Source organism: Streptomyces sp. NPDC003635 (assembly GCF_053587635.1).
In genome coordinates, this window is record NZ_JBSFOK010000028.1 from 14,392 (window position 1) to 35,740 (window position 21,349).

General features: G+C 69.6%; 15 protein-coding genes and 1 pseudogene. 8 read left to right on the top strand and 8 right to left on the bottom strand.

The window, feature by feature from the left end:
* Positions 1-70 precede the first annotated feature (70 nt).
* Both ACWDRW_RS24590 and ACWDRW_RS24595 read right to left on the bottom strand, forming a co-directional pair.
* Positions 71-1,036: a glycoside hydrolase family 6 protein gene (locus ACWDRW_RS24590; protein ID WP_451726190.1), complete on the bottom strand. Its 966-nt coding sequence runs from the start codon at positions 1,034-1,036 to the stop codon at positions 71-73.
* A 66-nt stretch (positions 1,037-1,102) separates the two neighbouring features.
* Positions 1,103-2,713 (bottom strand): glycoside hydrolase family 43 protein, encoded by a 1,611-nt coding sequence (locus ACWDRW_RS24595; RefSeq protein WP_451726191.1) that lies wholly within the window; start codon positions 2,711-2,713, stop codon positions 1,103-1,105.
* A 304-nt stretch (positions 2,714-3,017) separates the two neighbouring features.
* Here ACWDRW_RS24595 and ACWDRW_RS24600 point away from each other — a divergent pair, with 304 nt between their 5' ends.
* Positions 3,018-4,658: a glycoside hydrolase family 27 protein gene (locus ACWDRW_RS24600; RefSeq protein WP_451726192.1), complete on the top strand. Its 1,641-nt coding sequence runs from the start codon at positions 3,018-3,020 to the stop codon at positions 4,656-4,658.
* A 112-nt stretch (positions 4,659-4,770) separates the two neighbouring features.
* On the opposite strand, the gene ACWDRW_RS24605 is transcribed toward ACWDRW_RS24600, so the two are convergent.
* Positions 4,771-5,193 carry a DUF6003 family protein gene (locus ACWDRW_RS24605; RefSeq protein WP_451726193.1) on the bottom strand — a complete coding sequence of 141 codons (423 nt, stop codon included), beginning with the start codon at positions 5,191-5,193 and terminating at the stop codon, positions 4,771-4,773.
* Between the two features lie 328 nt (positions 5,194-5,521).
* Here ACWDRW_RS24605 and ACWDRW_RS24610 point away from each other — a divergent pair, with 328 nt between their 5' ends.
* Positions 5,522-5,926 carry an SRPBCC family protein gene (locus ACWDRW_RS24610; RefSeq protein WP_451726194.1) on the top strand — a complete coding sequence of 135 codons (405 nt, stop codon included), beginning with the start codon at positions 5,522-5,524 and terminating at the stop codon, positions 5,924-5,926.
* 61 nt (positions 5,927-5,987) lie between these two features.
* Here the strand turns inward: ACWDRW_RS24610 and ACWDRW_RS24615 are convergent, their stop codons facing one another.
* The gene (locus tag ACWDRW_RS24615; RefSeq protein ID WP_451726195.1) at positions 5,988-6,485 is read right to left on the bottom strand and encodes a UBP-type zinc finger domain-containing protein; all 498 of its coding nucleotides are present in this window, start codon (positions 6,483-6,485) and stop codon (positions 5,988-5,990) included.
* Between the two features lie 103 nt (positions 6,486-6,588).
* A pseudogene (locus tag ACWDRW_RS24620) lies at positions 6,589-6,732 on the bottom strand (transposase); the annotation flags it as partial.
* 432 nt (positions 6,733-7,164) lie between these two features.
* Between ACWDRW_RS24620 and ACWDRW_RS24625 the strand changes: the two are divergent.
* The 3 genes from ACWDRW_RS24625 to ACWDRW_RS24635 all read left to right on the top strand — a co-directional run bounded on the left by ACWDRW_RS24625 (position 7,165) and on the right by ACWDRW_RS24635 (position 11,056).
* Positions 7,165-8,331, top strand: coding sequence for a 4-hydroxybenzoate 3-monooxygenase (locus ACWDRW_RS24625; RefSeq protein WP_451726263.1), 1,167 nt, complete (start codon positions 7,165-7,167; stop codon positions 8,329-8,331).
* 82 nt (positions 8,332-8,413) lie between these two features.
* Positions 8,414-10,111 carry a methyltransferase gene (locus ACWDRW_RS24630; RefSeq protein ID WP_451726196.1) on the top strand — a complete coding sequence of 566 codons (1,698 nt, stop codon included), beginning with the start codon at positions 8,414-8,416 and terminating at the stop codon, positions 10,109-10,111.
* A gap of 348 nt (positions 10,112-10,459) precedes the next feature.
* Positions 10,460-11,056, top strand: coding sequence for a hypothetical protein (locus ACWDRW_RS24635; protein ID WP_451726197.1), 597 nt, complete (start codon positions 10,460-10,462; stop codon positions 11,054-11,056).
* Positions 11,057-11,621: 565 nt separating this feature from the next.
* Here the strand turns inward: ACWDRW_RS24635 and ACWDRW_RS24640 are convergent.
* Positions 11,622-14,552: a glycoside hydrolase family 9 protein gene (locus tag ACWDRW_RS24640; protein ID WP_451726198.1), complete on the bottom strand. Its 2,931-nt coding sequence runs from the start codon at positions 14,550-14,552 to the stop codon at positions 11,622-11,624.
* 230 nt (positions 14,553-14,782) lie between these two features.
* Here ACWDRW_RS24640 and ACWDRW_RS24645 point away from each other — a divergent pair, with 230 nt between their 5' ends.
* Positions 14,783-15,772, top strand: coding sequence for a LacI family DNA-binding transcriptional regulator (locus ACWDRW_RS24645; RefSeq protein WP_451726199.1), 990 nt, complete (start codon positions 14,783-14,785; stop codon positions 15,770-15,772).
* A 42-nt stretch (positions 15,773-15,814) separates the two neighbouring features.
* On the opposite strand, the gene ACWDRW_RS24650 is transcribed toward ACWDRW_RS24645, so the two are convergent.
* Entirely contained in the window at positions 15,815-16,654 is an 840-nt protein-coding gene (locus tag ACWDRW_RS24650; RefSeq protein ID WP_451726200.1) for a helix-turn-helix domain-containing protein, read from the bottom strand.
* A gap of 187 nt (positions 16,655-16,841) precedes the next feature.
* Between ACWDRW_RS24650 and ACWDRW_RS24655 the strand changes: the two genes are divergently transcribed.
* Positions 16,842-17,717, top strand: coding sequence for a phytanoyl-CoA dioxygenase family protein (locus tag ACWDRW_RS24655; RefSeq protein WP_451726201.1), 876 nt, complete (start codon positions 16,842-16,844; stop codon positions 17,715-17,717).
* A gap of 47 nt (positions 17,718-17,764) precedes the next feature.
* Here the strand turns inward: ACWDRW_RS24655 and ACWDRW_RS24660 are convergent, their stop codons facing one another.
* Entirely contained in the window at positions 17,765-19,339 is a 1,575-nt protein-coding gene (locus ACWDRW_RS24660) for a right-handed parallel beta-helix repeat-containing protein (protein ID WP_451726202.1), read from the bottom strand.
* 530 nt (positions 19,340-19,869) lie between these two features.
* On the opposite strand from ACWDRW_RS24660, the gene ACWDRW_RS24665 reads away from it, so the two are divergent.
* A complete protein-coding gene (locus tag ACWDRW_RS24665) occupies positions 19,870-21,168 on the top strand; it encodes a polysaccharide pyruvyl transferase family protein (RefSeq protein WP_451726264.1) in 1,299 nt (432 codons plus the stop codon).
* Positions 21,169-21,349: the final 181 nt, after the last annotated feature.

Sequence of the window (21,349 nt, forward strand, 5' to 3'; positions counted from 1 at the left end):
TCCGCTTCCTTGTCGTCACAGGCGCCTCACAAGGTTGCCGCGAGACGGGCGAGATTTTTCGGACCCTGGATCAGTAGCCGTAGATCATCTTGTAGGCGACCTCAGGGAGGAACTGCCCGGCAGAGGAGCCGGTTCCCACGCCGCAGTTGCCGTCGGACTCGCCCGGGACCTTGATCCACAAGAGCATCTCTGCGCCACCGCCCAACTGGGTGGGGGTGCCGATACGGCGGCCCGAAGGGTTGCACCACTGGCCGTTGGAGCCGTTGCCGTTGCGGCTGGTGTCCACGACGAATGGCTTGGTGTAGCCGTAGCGGGCCCTGAGTTCGTTGTTGACGGCATTGCCGTAGGCGGTGTTCTCCGCGGTGGTGACGTAGTTGGAGACGTTGAGCGAGAAGCCGTGAGCCTGTCGGAGGCCGGCCTCATGGAGACGCCGGGCCATGGTCGCGGCGTCGGCCCAGCGCGGGTTGCCGGCGTCCATGTACACCCAGGTGTTCGGGGCCTGGCGGGTGAACTCGGTGAGCGCGCCGGTGAGCATGGCCTCACGTTCGTCGATCTGCGCCTGGGTCATGCAGCCGTAGTCCCCGAGGGAATCCGGTTCGAGGACGACGACGGCCGGGCGGTTTGCGATCCCGCCCGCGAACTGGGCGATCCAGTCCCGGTAGGCGGACGGCGAGGAGGCTCCGCCGGCGGAGTGCCCGCCGCAGTAGTCGCGCTTGTAGATGTTGTACGCGACGAGGATGGGCAGCTTGTCCCGGGCGTCCGCGGCGCCCACGTACGCGCCGGTGGCGGTGCCGATGGTGCCGCTCCAGGACCCGAACCAGCGGGCCGTCGGGGTGTTGGCGATGGCGCCGTTGATCGCGGGCGCCCGGCCGTCACCGGGGTTGGCGGCGACCCACCGCTTCGCGCTGGAGTCGGGGTCCACGTAGAACCCGCTGGTCATGGTCGTCGGGTCGGCCGCGTGGGCGGACGGCGCGGCGGCAAGGGCCAGCGGGAGCGAGCAGAGCGCTGCTGTCAGGGCGAGCAGTCGGCGGCGCATGGCGGGTACCTCGGCTTTCTGGCAGGGGTGCGTCCGAAGGTCGGCGGTGGGGCTGCCTTACTTCGCTCAAGGGGTGGACAGCTCGAACCGCGCGACACGGACCGCTCCGCCGAGCGCCTGCGTGGCGTGGTTGAAGAGGGCGAATCGGTAACCCATGAAGAACCGCCAGTCGTTGCCCATGGAGAAGGCGGGCCCGAGGCGGGTGAAGGTGGTGCCGTCCGTGCTGTAGGAGAAGGTTCCCGGGCGGGCCGAGCCGGGGCGGATGTCCGCGTTCGCGCGCAGCCAGACGCGGCCGCCGGAGACGCGCGCGCTCGCGACCTCGGTGCCAATGCCGGTGGTGTTCCAGTTGGTGTCCATGGCCAGCCCGTTGACCATCACCACCCGGGTCACTCCGCTGTCGCGCTTGACGCCGATCCAGGCCGAGGAGTCACGCAGCAGTGCGAGTCCGGCCCGGTCGCCGTCCCGCATCCCCGAGTAGTCGAGTTGGGCGGTGGCGGTGGAGGTGGGGCCCTGGATGCGGTGGGTGAGGGTGTTGCGGGCCCAGTAGAGGTCGTTGGTGACGGTCGCGGTCCGCAGGGTCAGGCCGTTGTTGACCGACCATCTGGTGTTGTCCGGGTTGTGGTTCCACTCCCACCGCGGTTTGAGGGTCGTGCCGTCGAAGGTGTCGACGCCGGTCAGGGGAGTGACCTGGCGGGGTGGAGTGGGCACGGCCGGGCTGGGATACGAGGTGCCCCACGCGCCGTCGACGAGTTGCACGACGGGCCAGCCGTCCGGGGTCCAGGTGACCGGTGCCAGGGCGGGCATCCGGCCGCCGGGGTAGGCGTCGACGAAGGCCAGGTAGTACCAGGCTCCGCCCTGCGTCCGCACGAGCCCGCCCTGGTGCGGGACGCCGCCGCCGGGGATGGGGCCGCGCAGGTCGAGGAGGACCTGTCGCATGGTGTACGGGCCGAAGGGGCTCGAGGACTTCAGGATGTACTGGCCGTTGGCGGGGCGGGTCAGGAAGATGTAGTAGTGCCCGCTGATCTTGTAGAAGCGGGCGCCCTCCAGGGTGCCCACACTCGACGGTGTCCGGAACACCTCCTGGGTGCGGACCTGGCTGCGGCCGTCGGGGGAGAGCTGGGCCACGCTGATCGTGGTGTTGCCGTACGCCACGTACAGGGTGTCGTCGGTGTCGACGAGCAGTCCCGCGTCGTAGTACGGCGTGCTGATCGTCGTCAGCCTGTTCCACGGCCCCTCGGCGGCGGGGGCGGTGTAGACGTACGTCCGGGCGAAGTCGATCTGTCCCACCCAGTAGAACGTCCGGTTGCTCGGACGGTACGCCAGTGACGACGCCCAGATCCCTCTGACATAGCCACGCGAGCCGTTCAGGTCGTACTTGGCGCCGAAGTCGAGGACGGGCACCGAGTGACCGGCGATCTCCCAGTTGACCAGGTCGTACGAGCGCAGGACCGGGGCGCCCGGCGAGTAGTGCATCGTCGAGGCCGAGGCGTAGTACGTGTCGCCGACGCGGATGACGTCGATGTCCGCGAAGTCCTGCCAGATCACCGGGTTCGTGTACTGCGCGGCGGCCGCTCGGGAGGCGCCGGCCGACGGCAGGATCGCGGCGGCGGCCAGGCCGGTGGCGGCGGCCAGGGCGCGACGACGGGTGAGATCGTGATGAGGGCATGACAGATCCATGGGCGGCGTGCTCCTTCGGCGATGCGGCTCAATGCGTTCGGGTTGTCGAACATGGATCGATGTACCGGGCAGACTGGATGATTGGAGAGGCGAAGAGGCTCGTCAATAGCCGACGCAGGATTCGTTGTTGGCGTCGAAAGTTTCGGGACTCGCCCCTGTATAGCCGCAGGTGAAAGGCTGGTCGAGTTGACGGGGTTGACATGTTCAATTGCACCTCTACTATCCCTGGCACCTTGAGTTTCCGAATGCCATTCGAAATGTCGAACCTGACTTTCGTGTGGCGCCCCCCGAAAAGGAGCCCTTGGTGCCCCGACGATCAGGCGGACTGCTCCGCCTTCTCGCAGCCGCCGTACTGACCGTCACCGCGTCCGTGACGGCCAACTCCTCCACCGCCTCGGCCGCGCCGGGCAGTCCCGCGCTCACCCCACCGCTCGGGTGGAACAGCTGGAACAGCTTCGGGTGCGGGATCACCGAGGCACAGGTGCGCCAGGCCGCCGACGCGATGGTGTCCTCGGGCATGCGGGACGCCGGCTACCGCTACGTAGTGGTCGACGACTGCTGGTTCGACCCGCAGCGCGACGCGGCGGGCAACCTGCGGGCCAACCCGACCAAGTTCCCGAGCGGGATGAAGGCGCTCGGGGACTACATCCACAGCAAGGGCCTGAAGTTCGGCATCTACCAGGCGCCCAACGAGCGCACATGCGCGCAGGGAGTGGGCACCTACCCCGGCTCCACCGGCAGCAAGGGCCACGAGGCCCAGGACGCCGCCACGTTCGCCTCGTGGGGCGTCGACTACCTGAAGTACGACTGGTGTTCGTCCAGCGGCACACGCGACGAGCAGATCGCGCGGTTCACGCTCATGCGCGACGCCCTGCGCGCCACCGGTCGGCCGATCGTCTACAGCATCAACCCCAACAGCTTCCACGCCCCCACCGGCGACAAGTACAACTGGGGCGAGGTCGCCGACCTGTGGCGGACGACCGAGGACCTGCTCGACATCTGGCAGAACGGCAACACCAACAGCTACCCCATGGGTGTCGGCAACGTCCTGGACATCACCGCGCCGCTGGCGGCGCAGGCGGGCCCGGGCCACTGGAACGACCCCGACATGCTGGTCGTCGGCCGGCCCGGTCTGTCGCTGACCGAGTCCCGCTCCCACTTCGCGCTGTGGGCGCTGATGAGCGCGCCGCTCATGGCCGGCAACGACATCCGCACCATGTCCGCCGACGTGAGCGCCATCCTGCGCAACCCGCGTCTGCTGGCCGTGAACCAGGACGCGCTGGGCGCGGGCGGGCGCAGGGTGCGCGACGACGGCGCCACCGAGGTGTTCGCCAAGCCGCTGGCGGACGGTTCGGTCGCGGTGGGCCTGTTCAACCGCGGCGGCAGCACCGCGACGGTCGCCACGACGGCCGCGCAAGTCGGCCTGTCCGGCGGCCAGTTCACCCTCACCGACCTGTGGACCGGTGCTACGTCCAGCACGTCCGGGCAGATCTCGGCGAGCGTGCCCGCGCACGGCGTCGCCGTGTTCCGGGTGAGCGGGGGCAGCCCGGTGGCCGCCACCACCTCGCGTCTGCGGGGCAACGCGTCCGGCCGCTGCGTGGACGTGGACAACGCCTCCACCGCCGCCGGGGCCACGGTGCTGCTCTGGGACTGCCACACGGCCGCCAACCAGCTCTGGACCACATGGGCGGGCGGCGAGATCCGCGTCTTCGGCGACAAGTGCCTGGACGCCACCAACCAGGGCACCACCAACGGCACCCGGGTCATCACCTGGCCCTGCAACGGACAGAACAACCAGAGGTGGACCATCGGTTCCGACGGCTCCATCCGCAACGTTCACGCCGGGCTGTGCCTCGACGCCAACGGCTCCGGCACCGCCAACGGAACCGCGCTGATCCTGTGGACCTGCAACGGCCAGGCCAACCAGAAATGGACTCGCGTGTGAGGGACCGCGCTTCCCCGCGGCTGAGCGCGGTGCCCGCCCGGGAGGTTCCCGGGCGGGCACCGCCTTCCTGGCGCAGGCGAGGAGTACGAGTCGCAGCCGAGGAAGCCCATCGTCACAGCATCAGGCGGCTGATCTCCTGCGGGTCGAGGCCGGTGAGCCGGGCGATGCGCGGCGCCGGGATGCCCGCGTCCAGCGCCCGGTGGACGAGGCCCTCCCAGTCCTGCGTGGTCTCGGCGAACTGAAGGAGTTCGTTCTCCATCTCGGTGACCGATCGCGGCGCGCACTCCTGCGCCACCCGCACCGCCTCGTCCTCGCTCAGGGGAATCGGCAGCCGTTCGGAGTCCTCGGGGATGAACGCCTCGGCGTCGAAGGGGAGGATCCGTACCTCCTCCGAGGACGCCGAGACACCGTGGGCCTGCAGCCAGCCGTGGACCGCGGGGGTCTCGGAGCACTGCAGGTCGCCGACCGCGGCCAGCGCCGTGCCGATCCGAGGGTGCCGTTCGGGCAGGAGGAACAGGTACGCGTCATCGGCCATCGCGTGATATCGCCTTCTCACTAGTGCGTTCGCGGGCCCTGATGCGGGTGCCCGCTCTCCTCGCAGGGTGTACCCCTACCCCGTCAGGCGCCGAGGAAGCTCGGCGCTCGCCCGCACAGCCGCTCGCTCCGAGCGGCCGCTCGGGCGCACTCGCTGAGCGCTTCCCCGCCGCGCGGTCAGCGATGACCATCAGCCGTCGCACCGGGACGAACATCCCTCCAAGCGGGCATACCGGATATCCTTCGCGAAGTCCCTCTGGCCGACCACACCCGACAGTCGATGGGCGGGCAGCGTACGGCCGCTCGGTCGACTGCGAGGTGGTGTCCTCATGGCTGTCGTGACCCTGCGGGCTTCCGGTCCGGCCCTCGCCGGGGACGTCTGGTCCCGGTATGTCGTTCCCGCCTGCTGGCCGACGTGGTCGCCGCAGATCAGAGCGGTGCGTGTCGAGGGTGAGCGGCTCAGGAGCGGCACACGGGGCGAGGTCGTCTCGCTCTTCGGCGTCACGGCTGATTTCGTCGTGGAGTCCCTCGACGAGCGACGTCGGCAGTGGGTGTGGCGGGTCGCGCTCGGCCCCGTACGTCTGCGGCTGCACCACAAGGTCGTCGCCCGGGCGACCGGGTCGGTCGCGATCCTGCGCGTCGAGGGACCGGCCATCGCGGTCGCGGCGTACGCCGGTCCGGCACGATGGGCTCTGGGACGCCTGGTCCGGGGCCGGGGAGCCGTCCCGGCGTGACGCGGCCGGGCTCCCGTACCGAAGGAGACGGCGGGAGGCGGCCGGTCCCTGCCGCGTCGCTTCATTCCTCATGTGGCCGGCCTCCCCGGCGGCGGACCAGGAAGACCTCGTCGGCGAAGCACCACGCCCAGTCCTCGTCCGGAGCCAGCGAGAGGACCACCGGGTGCCCGCTCCGCGTGTAGTGCTCGTGCGCGTGCATCCCCCGGGAACTGTCGCAGCATCCGACCTTCCCGCACGTCACACACCAGCGCAGTCGCACCCAGGGCCAGCCGCGGGACAAGCAGTCCGCGCAGGCACCATCCGGCGTCACCTCAGGCGTGCGCAGGAGTCCGACGTGTGCGCAGGTGGCGCCGTCCGGCCGTCCGCCGTCCGGCGCGACCTCCCAACCCCGGTCATCCGTCACCGCACACCCCTCACCCGCGTCAGGCGCCTCTGCCTCCGACGCGGAGGCCGCCGCTCTCGACCTTTTCGGTTCTGGGCGCGCCGACGGATGCGCCCCACACACCACGCACGCCTTCGTGACAGCCGCGTGCGGACCGTCATTCGACGCGCGATCCACGCCCCTGGCCTCACCGGCCGCTCGGGAGGACGGTGATGGACGGCGATTTCGTAGCGGCAGATCGTGCCGCCCTCTCGCCCGAAGGAGCAGCCGTGACCCAGTCGCTCGTCCCCCTCCGGTATGCCTCCATGATCGTGGCGTAGAGGGCTTGGTCTACGCGGCGCCGTCGCTCCAGCGGGCTGGGGAAGAAGCTGCCGGTGCGGACCTCGGGAATCTCCCGGTCCGGATCGCCGGGCGGCGTGGTCAACCGCGCCAACGGCCCGGTCGTGGTCGACCGGTGGAAGTACGACAGGGCCGGCAGTAAGCAGACCACAGCGCCCGCACGCCACCTGGGCGCGACGGGTGCCCTGCCGGTGGACACTGTCACACGCGCCGTCAGGCCCGTACCGGTTCCGACCGTCCCGCCCCAGCGGCCGCCTCGTCCCGACGGGGCTGCTCCGCGAGGCCCTGGCGCAGCTCCGGTCCGAGCCGAATCTGCACGCCGCGCTCACCGTCATGGCCGTATGGCAACCCGTCAGGCGACCGCATGAACACGCGGGTTTGCGAGCGCCCATATGCCGTAACGCACATGGCGGTCCGCCCGAGTCCGGGCATTCAGGTGATCTTTGTCCGGTACGCCCGCTTACGTCGCCTAGTATCCCGTGACGTGATCAAGGGGCAGAAGTGGGGGGCGGCCGATGTGGTCGTTCTCGGTGCCGGACCGGCCGGGCTCGTGCTCGGCAATCTCCTACAGGACAGCGGGGTTGACTGCGTCATTCTCGAACGGGCCGGGCAGGCACAGGTGCAGACCCGGGCGCGTGCCGGGTTCCTCGCTGCCCACACCGTGCGGATCCTTCAACGGCACGGCCTGGACGAGGGGTTGCGGCTCCGGGGGCGAGAGCACGGCGCGTGCGAGTTCCGCACCCAGGAGGGCCCGTTCCGGCTGGACTACGGCGGGCTCGGGCAGGGTGAGCTGCACACGGTGTACCCCCAGCAAAACCTGGTCACCGATCTGTTGACGCGCTTCCTCGACCGCGGGGGACAGGTGCGGTTCGGTACTGAGGCGGAGTCCGTGCTGGACGCCGACACAGCGCGTCCCTCGGTGTCGGTGCGCGAGGCGGACGGGCGGCCCGGACTGTTCCGGGCGCGGTACGTGGCCGGGTGCGACGGGCGGCACGGCGCGGCGCGGCGCTCGCTGCCGGCCGGCTCGGTGCGGCGGCACGCCTACGACCACGGCGTGACCTGGCTGGGCCTGCTCGCCGAGGCACCGCCCAGCCTGGACGCCGTCGGATACGCGGTCCACGAGCGCGGGTTCGCCGGCCACATGGCCCGCAGCAGCGACATCACCCGCTACTACCTCCAGTGCGAACGCGGCACCCCGGCCGAGGCATGGTCCGAGGAGCGGATCTGGGACGAGCTGGACCTGCGGATGGGGGCGAAGGAGCACAGCGCACTGACCCGGGGCCGGTTCGTGCAGCGCGGGATCGTCGACCTGACCTCCGACGTGCTCGAACCGCTGCGCCACGGATCGCTGTTCCTGGTGGGTGACGCCGCCGCTCTCATCAGCCCCTCCGCGGCGAAGGGCGCCAACCTCGCCGTACTGGAGGCGGAGTTGCTCGCCCGCGCGCTGATCGACCGCCTCCTGCACGGCGAACCCGAAGGGCTCGACGCCTACTCCGCGCGCTGTCTGACCCGCATCTGGCGGGCTCAGGAGTTCTCGCACTGGATGATCGGGCTCCTGCACGGCCCGTCCGGCCCGGACGGCGCCTCGTCGTTCCATCACGCCCTGTGGCGTTCCCGCCTCCACTCGCTGCGCACCTCGCGCAGTCGGCAGGACTGGTTCGCCGAGCACTACGTCGGCGTGTGAGGAATCGGTTCGTTCCCCGGTTCCCTTCTTCGTTCCTCCCTCGGTCCCACCATCCCCGAACACCAAAATGAGGATCTCCGCAATGATCACGACGTTGTCGGGCGAGACGTCCCGCCTGCGTACGACGGTCGAATTCGTCCGGGAGCAGGACACCGCGACGCTGCTGCCGCTCCTGTTGCCCGGGCTCGACGGGCCGGAGCTGCAGGCGCTCGTGGAGCGGTGCCGTTTCTCCCACGCCGCCCTGCTCGTCTTCCCTTCCGAAGAGTCGGAGCTGGCCGCCATGCTCGGCGACTGCGGGCTCGTCGCCACCGCGCCGCCGCAGCCGAGTGTCGTCGTACGCGACCGGCTGGCGCTGCGGCACCATCGGCGGGTCGCGGACCTGGACGTCGGCATCCTGCGCCCCGCGGTGACCGGCGCGGACGGCGCGCGGCGGACGGTCGAGGTGTTCGCGCTGACCGTTCCACCGCGGTCGGACCTGGAGGACATCGCCGCGTACGAGCGGGAGGAGCAGCACGAGGCGCATGTCGCCTTCGACGTCACCGCGCCCGACCCGCTCGTGCTCCGCGGACTGTGCGCGACCCTCGCGCGCTACGGGGCCACGCCCGACGGCGGCGGCTACAACCCGCATGAGAACGGCACGGTCTTCTACTTCGGCCTGCCCGTGGAGGCCAAGGTCGGCTACCGGCGGGTGGAGCTGTACGTCCCGGGCGACCACCGCGACGTGCTGGCCGCCCATCTCGACGCGCACCGCACCGGACAGCCGGCGGAAACGCTCCTGCGCCTGATGACCGGGGCGTGGACGACGCAGGCGCTCGCCGTGTTCGCCGAACTCGGGGTGCCCGACGCGATGGACACCGGACGGGGGGTTCCCGTCGGGCACCTGGCGCGGGAGGTCGGCGCGCGGCCGGAGAACCTGGCGAAGCTGCTGCGCTACCTCGCCATGCTGGGCGCGGTGGCGGAGGGGCGCGACGGGTTCCGGCTCACCGAGCGCGGAGCCCTGCTGCGCGCGGACGTCCCCGGGTCGATGCGGGCCCTGGCGCTGATGTACGGCGGCCCGTTCTACCGGTCGTTCGGCGCGCTCGGCCACACCGTGCGCACGGGGGAGGTCGCCTTCGAGCACCTCTTCGGGGAGAACCACTTCGACCACTTCGCCCGCGACCCCCACCTCGCGGAACTCTTCGACCGGTCCATGGCCGCCGGTGCCGCCATGTTCGACCCGGTCCCCACGCACCCGGCCCTCACCGCGGCGGCCGAGGCGCCCGGCGGAGCCACCGTGGTCGACATCGCGGGCGGCAACGGTGAACTGCTCGGCCGCGTCCTCGCCGCGCACCCACGCCTGAGGGGGGTGCTGCTGGAGCGCCCGCACGCAGTGGAGGCCGCCCGGCACCGGCTCGCCGAGGCCGGTCTCGGCGTCCGCTGCGACTTCCTGGCCGGGGACTTCGCCGATATGCCCGCGGGCGGCGACGTCTATGTGCTCTCCCGGGTCCTGCACGACTGGGACGACGAGCGCTGCCGGGAGATCCTGCGCCACTGCGCCCGCGCGATGCCCGACCATGCCGTGCTGCTCATCGTCGAACGGCTGCTGCCCGCCGACGGCTCGGCGTCGCTGGCCACCGCCTGGGATCTGCACATGATGTGCAACGTCGGCGGTCGGGAGCGGACCGCCACCCACTACGAGCGGCTGTTCGCCGACGCCGGTCTCGCCCTGGTGGACCGGTCCCCGCTCCCCCTGGACGCCCATGTGCTGCAGGTCGGGAGGATGGGGACGCCCGCGGTGTGAGGGACCCCAGGGGGGTGCCTGTCGTGTCGGCACGGAGCGCGGTGCCGGTGTGGCCACCGGCCCGTCTCTCTGTGCCGCTCGCCGAAGTCGGCGTGGCGCGACTTGATGCAGAACCCCAAGAAGCCGAACCCGTCCGACATTTGTCCCACCTGCGTCTTCGCCTGGCATGGTCCAGCGGAACGGCGGCGTGCAGGTCGCTGGGAGTGGGTTGTGGTGCTCCCTTCAGGTCGCCGATGGGGGAGTTCTGCGTGGCAGGTGGGCCGGGCCGGCCGCGGGCGTTGGCCGGCATGTCTGTGGTGTCGGTGGGAGCCCGTAGGGTGCGTCACACATTTCGAGGGAGGCAATGCCGTGGGGTTCTCGGGTCACCTGGTTTTCGCTCGCAGTAGCGGGCCGTTGTTGGAAGCTCCTGTGTTTGACGGTCTCGATGAAGAGGGGAAGGCCGCCGTAGGTGTTGGGGAGTCACGGCCGGGCGGCTGGCAGACACTTCAGTTCGACTTCGGGACGTGGGATGACGGGGACCTGCTCGCTCTTGTGGAGTGGAGCGGGGCGCCGGCCTGTGTCGCTGAGGTCTCCGACAGTGACCTCGCTCTGGTGACCGGGCTGGACGCCGCCGGCCGGCGGTGGCAGGCATGGCTCAATGTGGATGCCGCCGCCAGGCTTCTGGCCGAGGAGCCTGACGATCTCGAGGATCAGCTTCTGTGGCTGGACACACCAGAATTCCATGAGGCAGTCAGAGACAAGCACGCGGAGCTCGACGCGGAGATTCCCGCCGACGCCGAGGGCGCCGTCTCATGGGCCGCAGCCGCCGGCCTTCCCGTAACGTCAGATACTGTCAGGATCGAAGAGCTGCTTCGCTCACATGAGACCTTCGTGGAGGACTTGTTCAGCACACTGCTCGACGAGCTGGGCTTCCCTCAGGTAGGTGAGCCCTCACCTGCACGGTAGGAAACGACGTTTCGTCGCAGTGTGTAGTGCCGGGGCCTGCCGGACCGTATCGGCCGTGACGGCTCACTCCGTTCCGCCGTCGAACTGCTCGGCCGCGAGGTGCCGGAGCAACGTCCCGGCGCGGAGGCCGCGCTGCCCGCCTAAGGGTCGCCTAAGGGCTCCTAACGGAATGCGGTTGGGCCGCGATCTCCTGCTGGGTGGCTCGGTCGGTTGGGTGTGAGGAAGCGTGACCCCCACCCGTGGGCTGTTGACGACGAGTTGTGGGCGAGGATCGCGCCGCAGCTGCCTGTCCGGCAGCGTCGGCATCGGCATCCGGGCCGCAAGGCACTGGAGACCGCGAAGTTCTTTGCCCCAGCGCGGCGAGAGCGGCGCTCTCCTCAGTGATGGCCTGCGCGAGCGCATCCGGCCTGCTGTAGTCGGGTCCGCACGCCTGGCTGATCACGCCGTCGCACTGCGCGGCGCCGGACCGAGGACGTCGAGGTCCGCCAGGTACGCGACAGGGCCGTTTGACCGGCCAGGTGACGGAGCTGTTCGGCAGCCGCGTCACCGTTTCGCGGGCGCGGGATCACCGGCGGCTGCAGTGTTCCTGTGCCAGGTATCCCCGCATGAGCAGTTGGTTGGCCATCACGCCGCCCACAGTGTGCTCGGTGAACGCCCAGTGGCGGATGTCGAACGCGCTCTCCGCCCAGGGCCACTGCTCCCATGCCGGGTGGATGCGGGGAGCCAGCGCCGCCTTGGCGTGTTGCGCGCCCCAGGTCGACTGGTGCAGCGGTCCTGCGGCAGAGAGTCCGCTCGGGATGCGCTGTCCGGTGAAGTAGGCCTGGAGATGGAACGACACCACCTGGCGTGATCCCAGACCGCCGGTGAAGCTGGCGTTGTGCGGATTGCGGCCGAGGCCGAACTGCGCCATCTGCGCCAAGGCGCGAACGTACTTGTCATCTCCCGTCACCCGGTGGGCCAGCACCAGGGGATACGGCTCGCCCAGGCGATCCTCCCAGTCCCTGGGCGTGGGGATGAGCATGAACGGCGAGCTGTCGAGGGTTGCCGCCGCTTGGTCACCGTGAGCCGCGATCGTCTCGATCGCCCGGGCCTGGAGGTCCTCGTCGACCATGGAGGCCGGCAGGGTCGCGTAGACGCCTAGGCCCCATGGTCCGGAGTACGAGAAGCGGTCCAGCCGCAGGTCGCCGTCCGGATGGATGCGCGCCAGGGACTCCTTGAACAGATCATGCCAACGCGAATCGCCGGTCAGGCGATACATCCACGCGGCGGCCAGGTTCTGCGTCTCGCCCTGCGGGAAGTGGCTGGTGTGGAAGATGTTGGGGACCTGCGCGTTGGCGAGGGCCCACTCCATTGCCCGTGTCGCGCTGGCCTGGTATTCCTCGCTCAGCCGCGGATCGTACCGGCGCAGAACCAGGGAGAGCTGTGCGGCGGCAGCCGCGTAGGCGTACGAGACCTGCGGCGTCGAAGGTGTCACCGCGGTCGGCATTCCGTGGGCGAAGCCCGGCTCGTCCGGGTGCTCGATCGACTCGACACTGCTCGGAATGGCGCCGTCGGCGTACTGGATGCGACGGAACAACTCCATGCACCACAAGGCTTCGTTGACGAGGTCCGGGAGGTGGTTGCCGGACTCGGGAATGTTGAGCCGCAGGCGCTCGAAGTAGCGGGGGTTGCTCTCGTACAGGTCCAGCATCGCGTGCACACCCCGGGTGTGGTTCTGCCCTCCGATGTTGCGGTCGTAGTCGCCCGCGTCGTGCCAGCCGCCCCAGGCGTCGGGGTTGTGGGTGTCCAGCAGGATGGACGCCTGGATCCGCTTGAACGGATTGCCCTCGCCCGACTTGGCCGGGAACCGGACCGGGTCGAAGAAGATCGCCGGGTCGGTGGAGTGCACCTTGAAGCCGTCGTCCGGGTGCAGCGCGCGGGCGATGCTGAACTCGGTGTGAGGGGGGCCCAGCTCGATGCCCGAGCGTTGGTTCAGGTAGCCGTGCGCCGAGACCTTGGCCGCTTCTTCCCAGACTCGGCGGTCGATGCGGAAGGGGAAGGAACAGCCGAGGCCGGGCACCCAGACGCGGTACGTACCACGCCTGTTGAACGAGGAGAAGTCCAGCGCGTACGTGGTCATCGGCATCGCGGCGCCGTCGGGGTCCTTGGCGGGATAGATCGGTGTGATCTTGCCCGGCACCGCCTCCTGCCGCAGCCGCACCCTGCCGGTGAACACCTTGGCGCCGCTGCGCGCCTCCACCAGATGGAACCGCGACAGCGACGACAGCGCGGCGTCACCGCCGGTGCCCAGCCACATGGCCATCGTAGCGATCTTGTCCTTCTCCTCCGGGTGGTATCCCACCTGGTTCGCATGGAGGGCCTCGGTGCGCAGGCGCCGGTCGTCGAAGATGAACCGAAGCTCGGGCCCGAGGGGCGAGCCCTCCGCCAGCCGAACGCGGTACCGGGCGCCCGGCTTCAGAACCTGCGGCAGCTTCAGGTAGATCTCGTGACGCGCCGTGCTCACGTTCTCGACGACCCCGTTGTCCGTCATGGCCCATTCGGCCATCTGCGGCCTGCTCTTGCGGAACACCTCCAAGGGCTCGGTGGGGCTGCCGTAGCCCGCGTCGTCCATGGACTCCAGCGCGTAGCTCGCCTTGGCATCGGCCCACGCGAGGTCCAACTCCTCGCCCATCAGGCGGCGGTGGGGCCACAGGTACAGGTCGTTGTCCGGGCCCGCCAGGTTGCCCAGGCTTTCGCCGTCGCGGAACAGCTCCCGCCCCCGCGCCCAGCTGTGCTCGCTGTTCGGGCCGTACGGCACCAGCCGGCTGCGCTCCACCCTGTCGCCGGGCTGAGCCACGTACTTCTCGACGGGGAACGCCGCGATGAACTGGGCGTCCACCACGATGGCCAGCGTGTCGGGCGTCGCCGCGTAGATGTGCCGGAGCTTCGGCTCGGCCGTCGCCGGCCCGCCGTCGGCCTGGCTTACCAGGCCACGCTGAATGCCCTGGTAGGGCTCGAAATTGAGCGGCAGATCGGTCCGCGGCCGGTGCCCGGGTGCGGCCGCGGCTGCCTGGGACGCAGTCCCCGCGGCCCCGTTCGCCCGAGGGGAGGACACACCCACCGCGGCGGTGGCGACCCCCAGTGCCGTCAGAAACGTACGGCGCGATGCGCTGCCGCGTGCAGGCGTCGGCTTGTTCATGGTCAGTCTCCTGTCTTCGCTGACATCAGAGTCGACGTGTGGTCCCGCCATGTCCCGTGGCCAGGACACCGAGTCGGCGGCCGACCCCGCCGGATCGCTGTGGATCACTCCCGGGCGACCGCGCTCGGCCCGCCGGACGGACATCCGGAGCGGCTGCCGCCCAGTCAGGCGCGAGGCGACCGCAACCATCAGCTCCTGACCTGCCTGTCGCGTCACCTCAGAACGCCCGCTCGGCGCAGGGGTGTTGGGCCTGGCTGCCGGACTCGAGGCCCCATAGTCACGGCGATTGAACGCAAAATCAAGGGTCTCGACACACATCGGTTCCGGCTCCGGAGCCGGAACTTCCGTAAGGTCTGCCTCTCGGGCCGCGCTCCTGGGCGCGCTGCCCCGCGGCCGGTAGCAGGGGGTTTTCGTCGGGGCGCCGACCCTCCAGCGGTGTGGGCGTCCTGGGCGGGCTGAAGGGGTTGCGCCAGGTCACAGCGGGGACACGGGGGCTGGACGGAGAATGCGGTGCGGTAGATTCTGTACCCATGGTTACTCTCCGCACGGTGGCCGAGCATGCGGGCGTCTCGGCGGCTGTGGTGTCAGCCGCGATCTCGGGCAGCAGCACCGTTCGCATGAGCGAAGCCACTCGGCAGCGGGTTCTCGAGGCGATCCGTGAGCTCGGCTACGTGCCCAATCACGCCGCCAGGTCGCTGAAGACCTCCCGCACCGGCATCGTGGCCACGATCACGCCGAAGATCTCGAACCCGGTCTTCGACGAGGCGCTGCGCGGGGTGCAGGACGCTGCGGATGCCCATGAAGGCGTCGTGCTCATATCGGACTCCGATCGCATTTCCCCCGGAAGCAATCTGATGAGCCGCCTCGTCGGCACGGGTATGGCGGACGGTTTCCTCGTCCGGTTCATGGCGGTCGACAACGAGAACATCGCGGCGTTCACCACGCGAGGAGTGCCTTGCGTGATTCTGAACGGCCCGACCGACGGCACCCACGTCTGTGTATGGGTCGACGACCGTCAAGGGATCTTTCTCGCGACGGATCACCTCCTGGAACTGGGGCACCGGAGCATCGGGCTCATCGGCGGCCCACCGGTGCCCTTCACGACGGACGCCCGAGGGAACGGCTTTCGCGCGGCCTTCCGGAGCCGGGGGCTGACGCCTCCCGGCCGGGAGTGGATCCTGCCCGGGTACGAGCCTCACGACGTGAAGACCCGCCTGTCTTCCCTGATGCGCCGGGAAGACCCTCCCACGGCCGTCGTGATCGACAACATCGTGCTCGCGCGTGGGCTCATCGCAGCCGTCGCCGACCTCGGCCTGCGGGTGCCCGAAGACCTCTCCGTGATCGCCTATCACGACATCCCTCAGGCGGATTTCTACCGGCCGGCGCTGTCGACGGTGAAGATGCCGCTCTACGAAGCGGGCGTCCGCGGCTACGAGACGCTAAAACGGATGATCGACGGCGGACAGGGCCGCAGCGCCACCGTCCGCAAGCCCGCTCCCGAGATCATCGACCGGGGCTCCACCGCTCCCCTCCGTTAACGGGACGCCGGCCGGCGCCTGGCAGCGGCGCACCGCCGCGCATCATCGGCCGCGAGCCGGAATGTCCGGAGCGTCCTGTCCCCGGCTGCGGCGGTACGCGGTCGGCGTCGAGCCTGTTCCCGAGCGGAACGCGCGATAGAAGCTGGAGCGGGTCTGGAAGCCGCTGGCATGCGCGATCCGGTCGATCCCCCAGGACGTGCCGGCCAGAAGGCTCCGGGCATGGGCGATGCGCAGTTGAGTGACGTAGTGCCAGACGGACATGCCGAAGGTGTCCTTGAAGACCTGCGCCGCGTACGTCGGGTGGGTGTCCGCCCGTTCGGCGATCTCCGCCACGCAGAGCCGCTCTGTGTAGCACCGGGCGATGACCGTCAGCATCCGCTCCGCGGCGGGGGAGTGGACCGTTCGCGGGCGCACATCCAAGCCTCCGGTGGCGGCGAGGCGGGCGAGGCGGGCGACCATTTCGAGTAGGCAGACCTGGTGACGAGAACGCGCGCCGTCACTCAGCTCACCGACCCAGCGGGACATCAGCAGTCCGTCGTGCGCGGCTTCTCGCGATGACCCGTGGAGTACGCCCCCGGCCAGGAGCGAACTCACCGCGGACTGTGTCACCGGCTGACCGGTCAGCGCGCCCAGCGGCGCGGTGGCCCAGATAAGTTCCACCGGCCCCTCGGTGTGCATCAGGTGGGGATAGCCGCCCCAGAAGGCGGTGAGCCGACCGGTGCGCAGTTCGATCGTGCGCGCGCCGACCTCGTACCAGGCGGTGCCGGCCAGGAGGAGGTTGAACTCGACCTCAAGGTGCAGATGGCCCCGGGACATGGCAACAGTCGTCAGACGGGACGCGTCCAGCCCGATGGTGTGGACATCGGTCACATCTCCAGCCATCGGCTGCGTCCTCTGACATCGGCTGCGTCCTTCGCCACTGGCTACGTCCTTCGCCATCGGACCCTCCCCGGCAGCACCTTGAGGTTATGCGACAGCCTGGCCGGTTGAGGAAGATGCTCCGCGTCCACCCGTCCCGGCACAGTGGGGCCGCACCCAACTACCGACCCCATCTCTTCCGGGAGACAACATGGCCGTGCGCGAGCCCAGTTCCCTCGATGACTTCCTGTTCGACCTCAACGGATACCTGGTCCTTGAAAACGCCGTGGACGAGGTGCTGCTGAGCAGGCTCAACGCCGAATTCGACGCGTTTCCGCAGCACATCGACCGAGGTGAGTGGTACCGCGGCGGGCAGCGTCGCGACTACACCCCGGAGACCGGTTTCGAACTGCACCAGGCCGTCACCGCGGGTCGGCCGTTCGAGGAACTGATCGACCACCCCAGCTGGTTCGGGCTCGTCAGCCACTATGCCGGTGAGGAGGACAGCTACGTGGCAGGGGTCTGCATCGACGAGTCGATCGCCTCCATTCGTAGCACCGGAGGACACCACCCCGTCCACTCCGGCGGCCACCGGGGCGCGATCCGTGGCCAGTACCACCACGCCCATGGCGTCTTCCGCTGCGGACAGGTCAACATCATCCTCGCGCTGACTGATATCGGGCCGGGCGACGGGGCGACCATGGTCGTGCCCGGTTCGCACAAGTCGAACCTGCCGCACCCGCTGGCCGGCGGCCACGACGGCGACCGGATCGACATGCTGCCCGGCGCGGTGGAGGTCCATCTGCGACGCGGCGACGCGCTGTTGTTCGTCGACGGGCTCATGCACGGTGGCTCCTCCCGCGTCAATCCGGGTGAGCGCCGGGTGCTCATCTACCGGTACGGGCCGATCTGGGTCGCCAGCCGCTTCGGATACGCCTACGACCAGGCATGGCTGGACACGCTGACGCCGCTGCGGAGAAGTGTGCTGCAGCCGGTGCCGCCGGTCCGTACGGGTGACCCGATCAGGAGCGAGACGAGCGCTCCCCAGCGGGAGCTCCTGGGGAGCGGGGCGGAACAGGCCTCGTGAGTCCACCGACGCGGACCTGCCCGCCCCGCCACCAGGCGTCCTCGTCCCTACAGCGCGCCGAGGGTTTTCATGCCGAGGCGGCCGGCCTTCGCCGGAGTACGGGTGCAGGGAGAGCCCGACCCGACCTGATAGTCGTCCGGGTTCTGGCTGTCGGCGTCCCTGAAGCGGGGGTCGCCGACGGTGGCCCGGGCGTCGACCTGCTGGGGCGGACGGTTCGACCAGCAGTTGGTGTCGAAGCGGAGGCCGGAGCCGCTCCCGATCTGCAGCAGGCCGTACGACGGGGCCGCGAACACATTGTTGACGAGGCTGAGGTTGTCGACCGTGCGCTCGTCGGGCGTTCCGCCGACGACGACGAGCGCCTCGGAGACCTTCGCGAGGCGTGGCGGCCGGGCGAAGGTGTTGTGCGCGACCGTGACATCGCGCATGCCGCACGCCTCGACGGCGTTCCTGCGGGTGTCGCACTCATAGGGGTAGTAGCTCAGGGCGGCGGCGGAGCCGCTCACCACGTTGCGTGTGATCGACAGATTCCGCAGGGGTATGAAGCCCCGATAGTTCTCCTGGGCGAGCTGGATACCCGCGGCGGGCCGGGTGTTGCGCTCGAAGGTCTTCTTGCCGGTGCTGGTGATGAAGTTGCGGTCGATGCTGACCTGCGACGCATTGTCGACGTAGACGTTCACGCTCCAGTTGTCGCGGACGGTGTTGCGCGAGACGGTGCAGTCGGTCGACAGCAGGCAGTCGATGCCCTCGCCGAAGTTCTCGTAGACCTCGTTGCCGGTGATGGTCACGCCATCGGTGTTGTGGGCCACGACCGCGGGACTCCAGTCGGCGCCCTGGGGCCGGTGCGCGGGGCTGTGCCGGGTGCTGGTTCCGGTGACCTCGTTGCCGTCGAGCAGGATCTGCTGGTTGCGTCGCTTCGCGGTGCCCAGCGAGTTGATTCCCGCGTTCTTGACGTTGGAGACCTTGGTGTTGCTGATCCGCACATGGGTGGACGCGTAGACGGTGATGCCCGCACCACTGGGGTTGTTCCGGCACGTGAGGTTGCGGACCACGACGTACTCGGCGTGGTTGACCGCGAGGCAGTTCGGGCCCTGGAAGCTCTTGAGCGGCACGGTGGGCGCCTTGCTCATGTCGATGCCGGAAGCGGGTCCAGCGCCTTCGATGATCAGCGGGCGTCCCGGCGTTCCCGACAGGTTGACCGCGGATTCCTTCGTGGGCGTGTGCATACCGTGCAGCCGGATGAGACGACCGGCGGGCCCGCGCTTGCGGGCGGCCTCCAGCGCCGCGTCGAGGGTGGCGAATTCGTTGTCGCCCTGGGCGCCGGCCCGTACGACCAGTACCTCGACCGGCGCGGCGTTGCCTTCCCACGCGGGGGCCGGTACGCGCGCGGAGGCCGCCCCGATCTCGTCGGCGGCCTTCTGTTGAGGAACTCCTTTTGTGGCTGAGGAGTTGGGCGCGCTGCTGCCGGGCGCTGGCGATGTCGGACTCCTCTCGGCCTCCGTCCCGCCGCCGGCGCCGGGTGCTTCCCGTGCGTCCGTGCCACTGCTGCCGGATGCTTCCTGCGTGGGGGCCGACTCTTGCGTCCCGTCCCTGTCGCCGGTGGCGCAGCCGGCCAGAAGCGTCACCACGCTCAAGGACACGGCGGTCCTGGCCAGGAGACGGGCGCGGGCCGGCTGATGAGTGGGGCGTCTGAGGGGCGGCTTCGTCGTGACAAACACGTGCTCTCCTGCTCGAGGCAAGGTCGTTGGGGGAATGACGCGGTCTCGGGCGATCCAGGCCGGTCGAGGGTGAGACGCCCCGGCGCCCGGCCCGCGTCCAGGTGTGTCCGAGGAGGACGGAAGGCTGCCCTGCGGCGACGCTGTGAGCGTCGACGTGCAGGTGCCGCGAGATGTGCCGTCGCCTGTCCGGGACCACAACGCAGGTGTGATCCGGGCGAGTTGGCGCGACGACCGTAACAGATGGCGAAGCCGCGACTCCACGTCGCGCGTAATGGCCGAGGTGCCCGGAGGCTCAACGGGTGCGGCTCCTCGGGTGCTTCTGCCGCCGTCCTCGAACTCAGGCTGAACGAGGCGTTGATTTTTCGATTAATCACTGCCAGCCTTGGGCCGCGGTCGGTTTGAAGCCGAGTCCTGTACCTCGATGATGGAGTCGCATGATGCGCCCTGTTGACGGCGTCCGAGATCGTTCCCCCCGCATCCTGTTGGTTTCTTCCTGGCAGACGATCAACATCGGGGACGTTGCTCACAGTCCCGGCGCCCTGAGAGCCTTCCAGCGTTTCTGCGAGGGTGCGGAGGTGACCCTGTGGGCGTGGTCATCCGGCGAACGAGAACGGAAGATGTTCGCCCAGTACTTTCCCGAGGTCACCCTCTTCGAGGAGCGGCTCGTCGAGGGGGAGGCCCCCAGCCAGAGGATTCTCCGGCTCTTCGAGGAGTCGGACGTCCTCGTGCACGGTTCCGGCCCGTCCATCCTCGCCCGCGCGGAACTGGAGGCCTGGCGTGCTCACACCGACAAGCCCTACGGCTTCTTCGGCGTGACACTCGACCCTCTGGCGCAGGTCGCCGGGCCGGGTTTCTTCGGCACCCTCGACGAGGTGACGGCGATGGTCGAGGCCATCTCACAACCCATCCTCAGTGAGGCGGACCGCGGCCTGCTGGAGGGAGCGGCCTTCCTCTACTGCCGGGACTCGCTGTCGGTGAAGTACCTCTGGAGCCAGGGCCTGATGTCCGCCTCGTTCATGCCCGACGCCGCGGTCTGCTTCGATCTGCAGGACGCGGAAGAGGGGAGTGCGCTGCTCACCCGGCTCGGCTGCGGCGAGGACTTCGTCTGTGTGGTTCCCCGGCTCCGGTTCACCCCTTATCACCGGATCTTCGACCGGGAACCCGAGCGCCGACATGTGCTGCAGGACGCGGTGAACGCCGCCTTCGAGCAGTCCGACATGGACGCCCTCCGGGAGATCGTGGAGCATCACGTCCGCCGGACGGGACAACACATCCTGATCTGCCCGGAGATGGAGCACGAAGTGCCGCTGGCCCAGGCGCACTTCGGCCCGGGCGATCTCCCCGCCGAGGTCGCGCCGTATGTCCACGTCGTTCCGACTTTCTGGTCCCTGACGGAGGCCGCCGCGGTCTACCGCCGAGCGGCCGCGGTGATCAGCATGGAGTGCCACAGCCCGCTGATCGCACTGGCGGCCGGTGTGCCCGGGATCTACCTTCGCCAGCCCACGGACACCATCAAGGGCCACATGTACCGGGACCTCGGTGTCGGCGGGCGGCTCGTCGAGGCGGGGCCGACAGCGGGCCGCGACGCCCGCACGGTGCTGGACGAGATCATCTCCGACCAGGAGGGAGCCCGCCGGACGACGCTGGACGTGCGTGCCGCCGCGGAGTCCGTGATCAGCGAGGCCGTCGAGACGATCCGAGGGACGGTCGCCGGGGCCGTCACCAAGAGCCGGTGACGGCTCTCCCGTACGGCCTCCCGCCCCGTCCCAGCTGAGGTGTTCCGGCCTCACCCGGTGCTCGCGCACCCCGGCGCGACACCACGCTGGCTGCTCCGACCGAGCCGCCGCTGACGCCAGTCACATCGTGTAAAGGTTCGCCGGGCCGCATCGTCGTACCGGCCGTACGCCCACATACCTT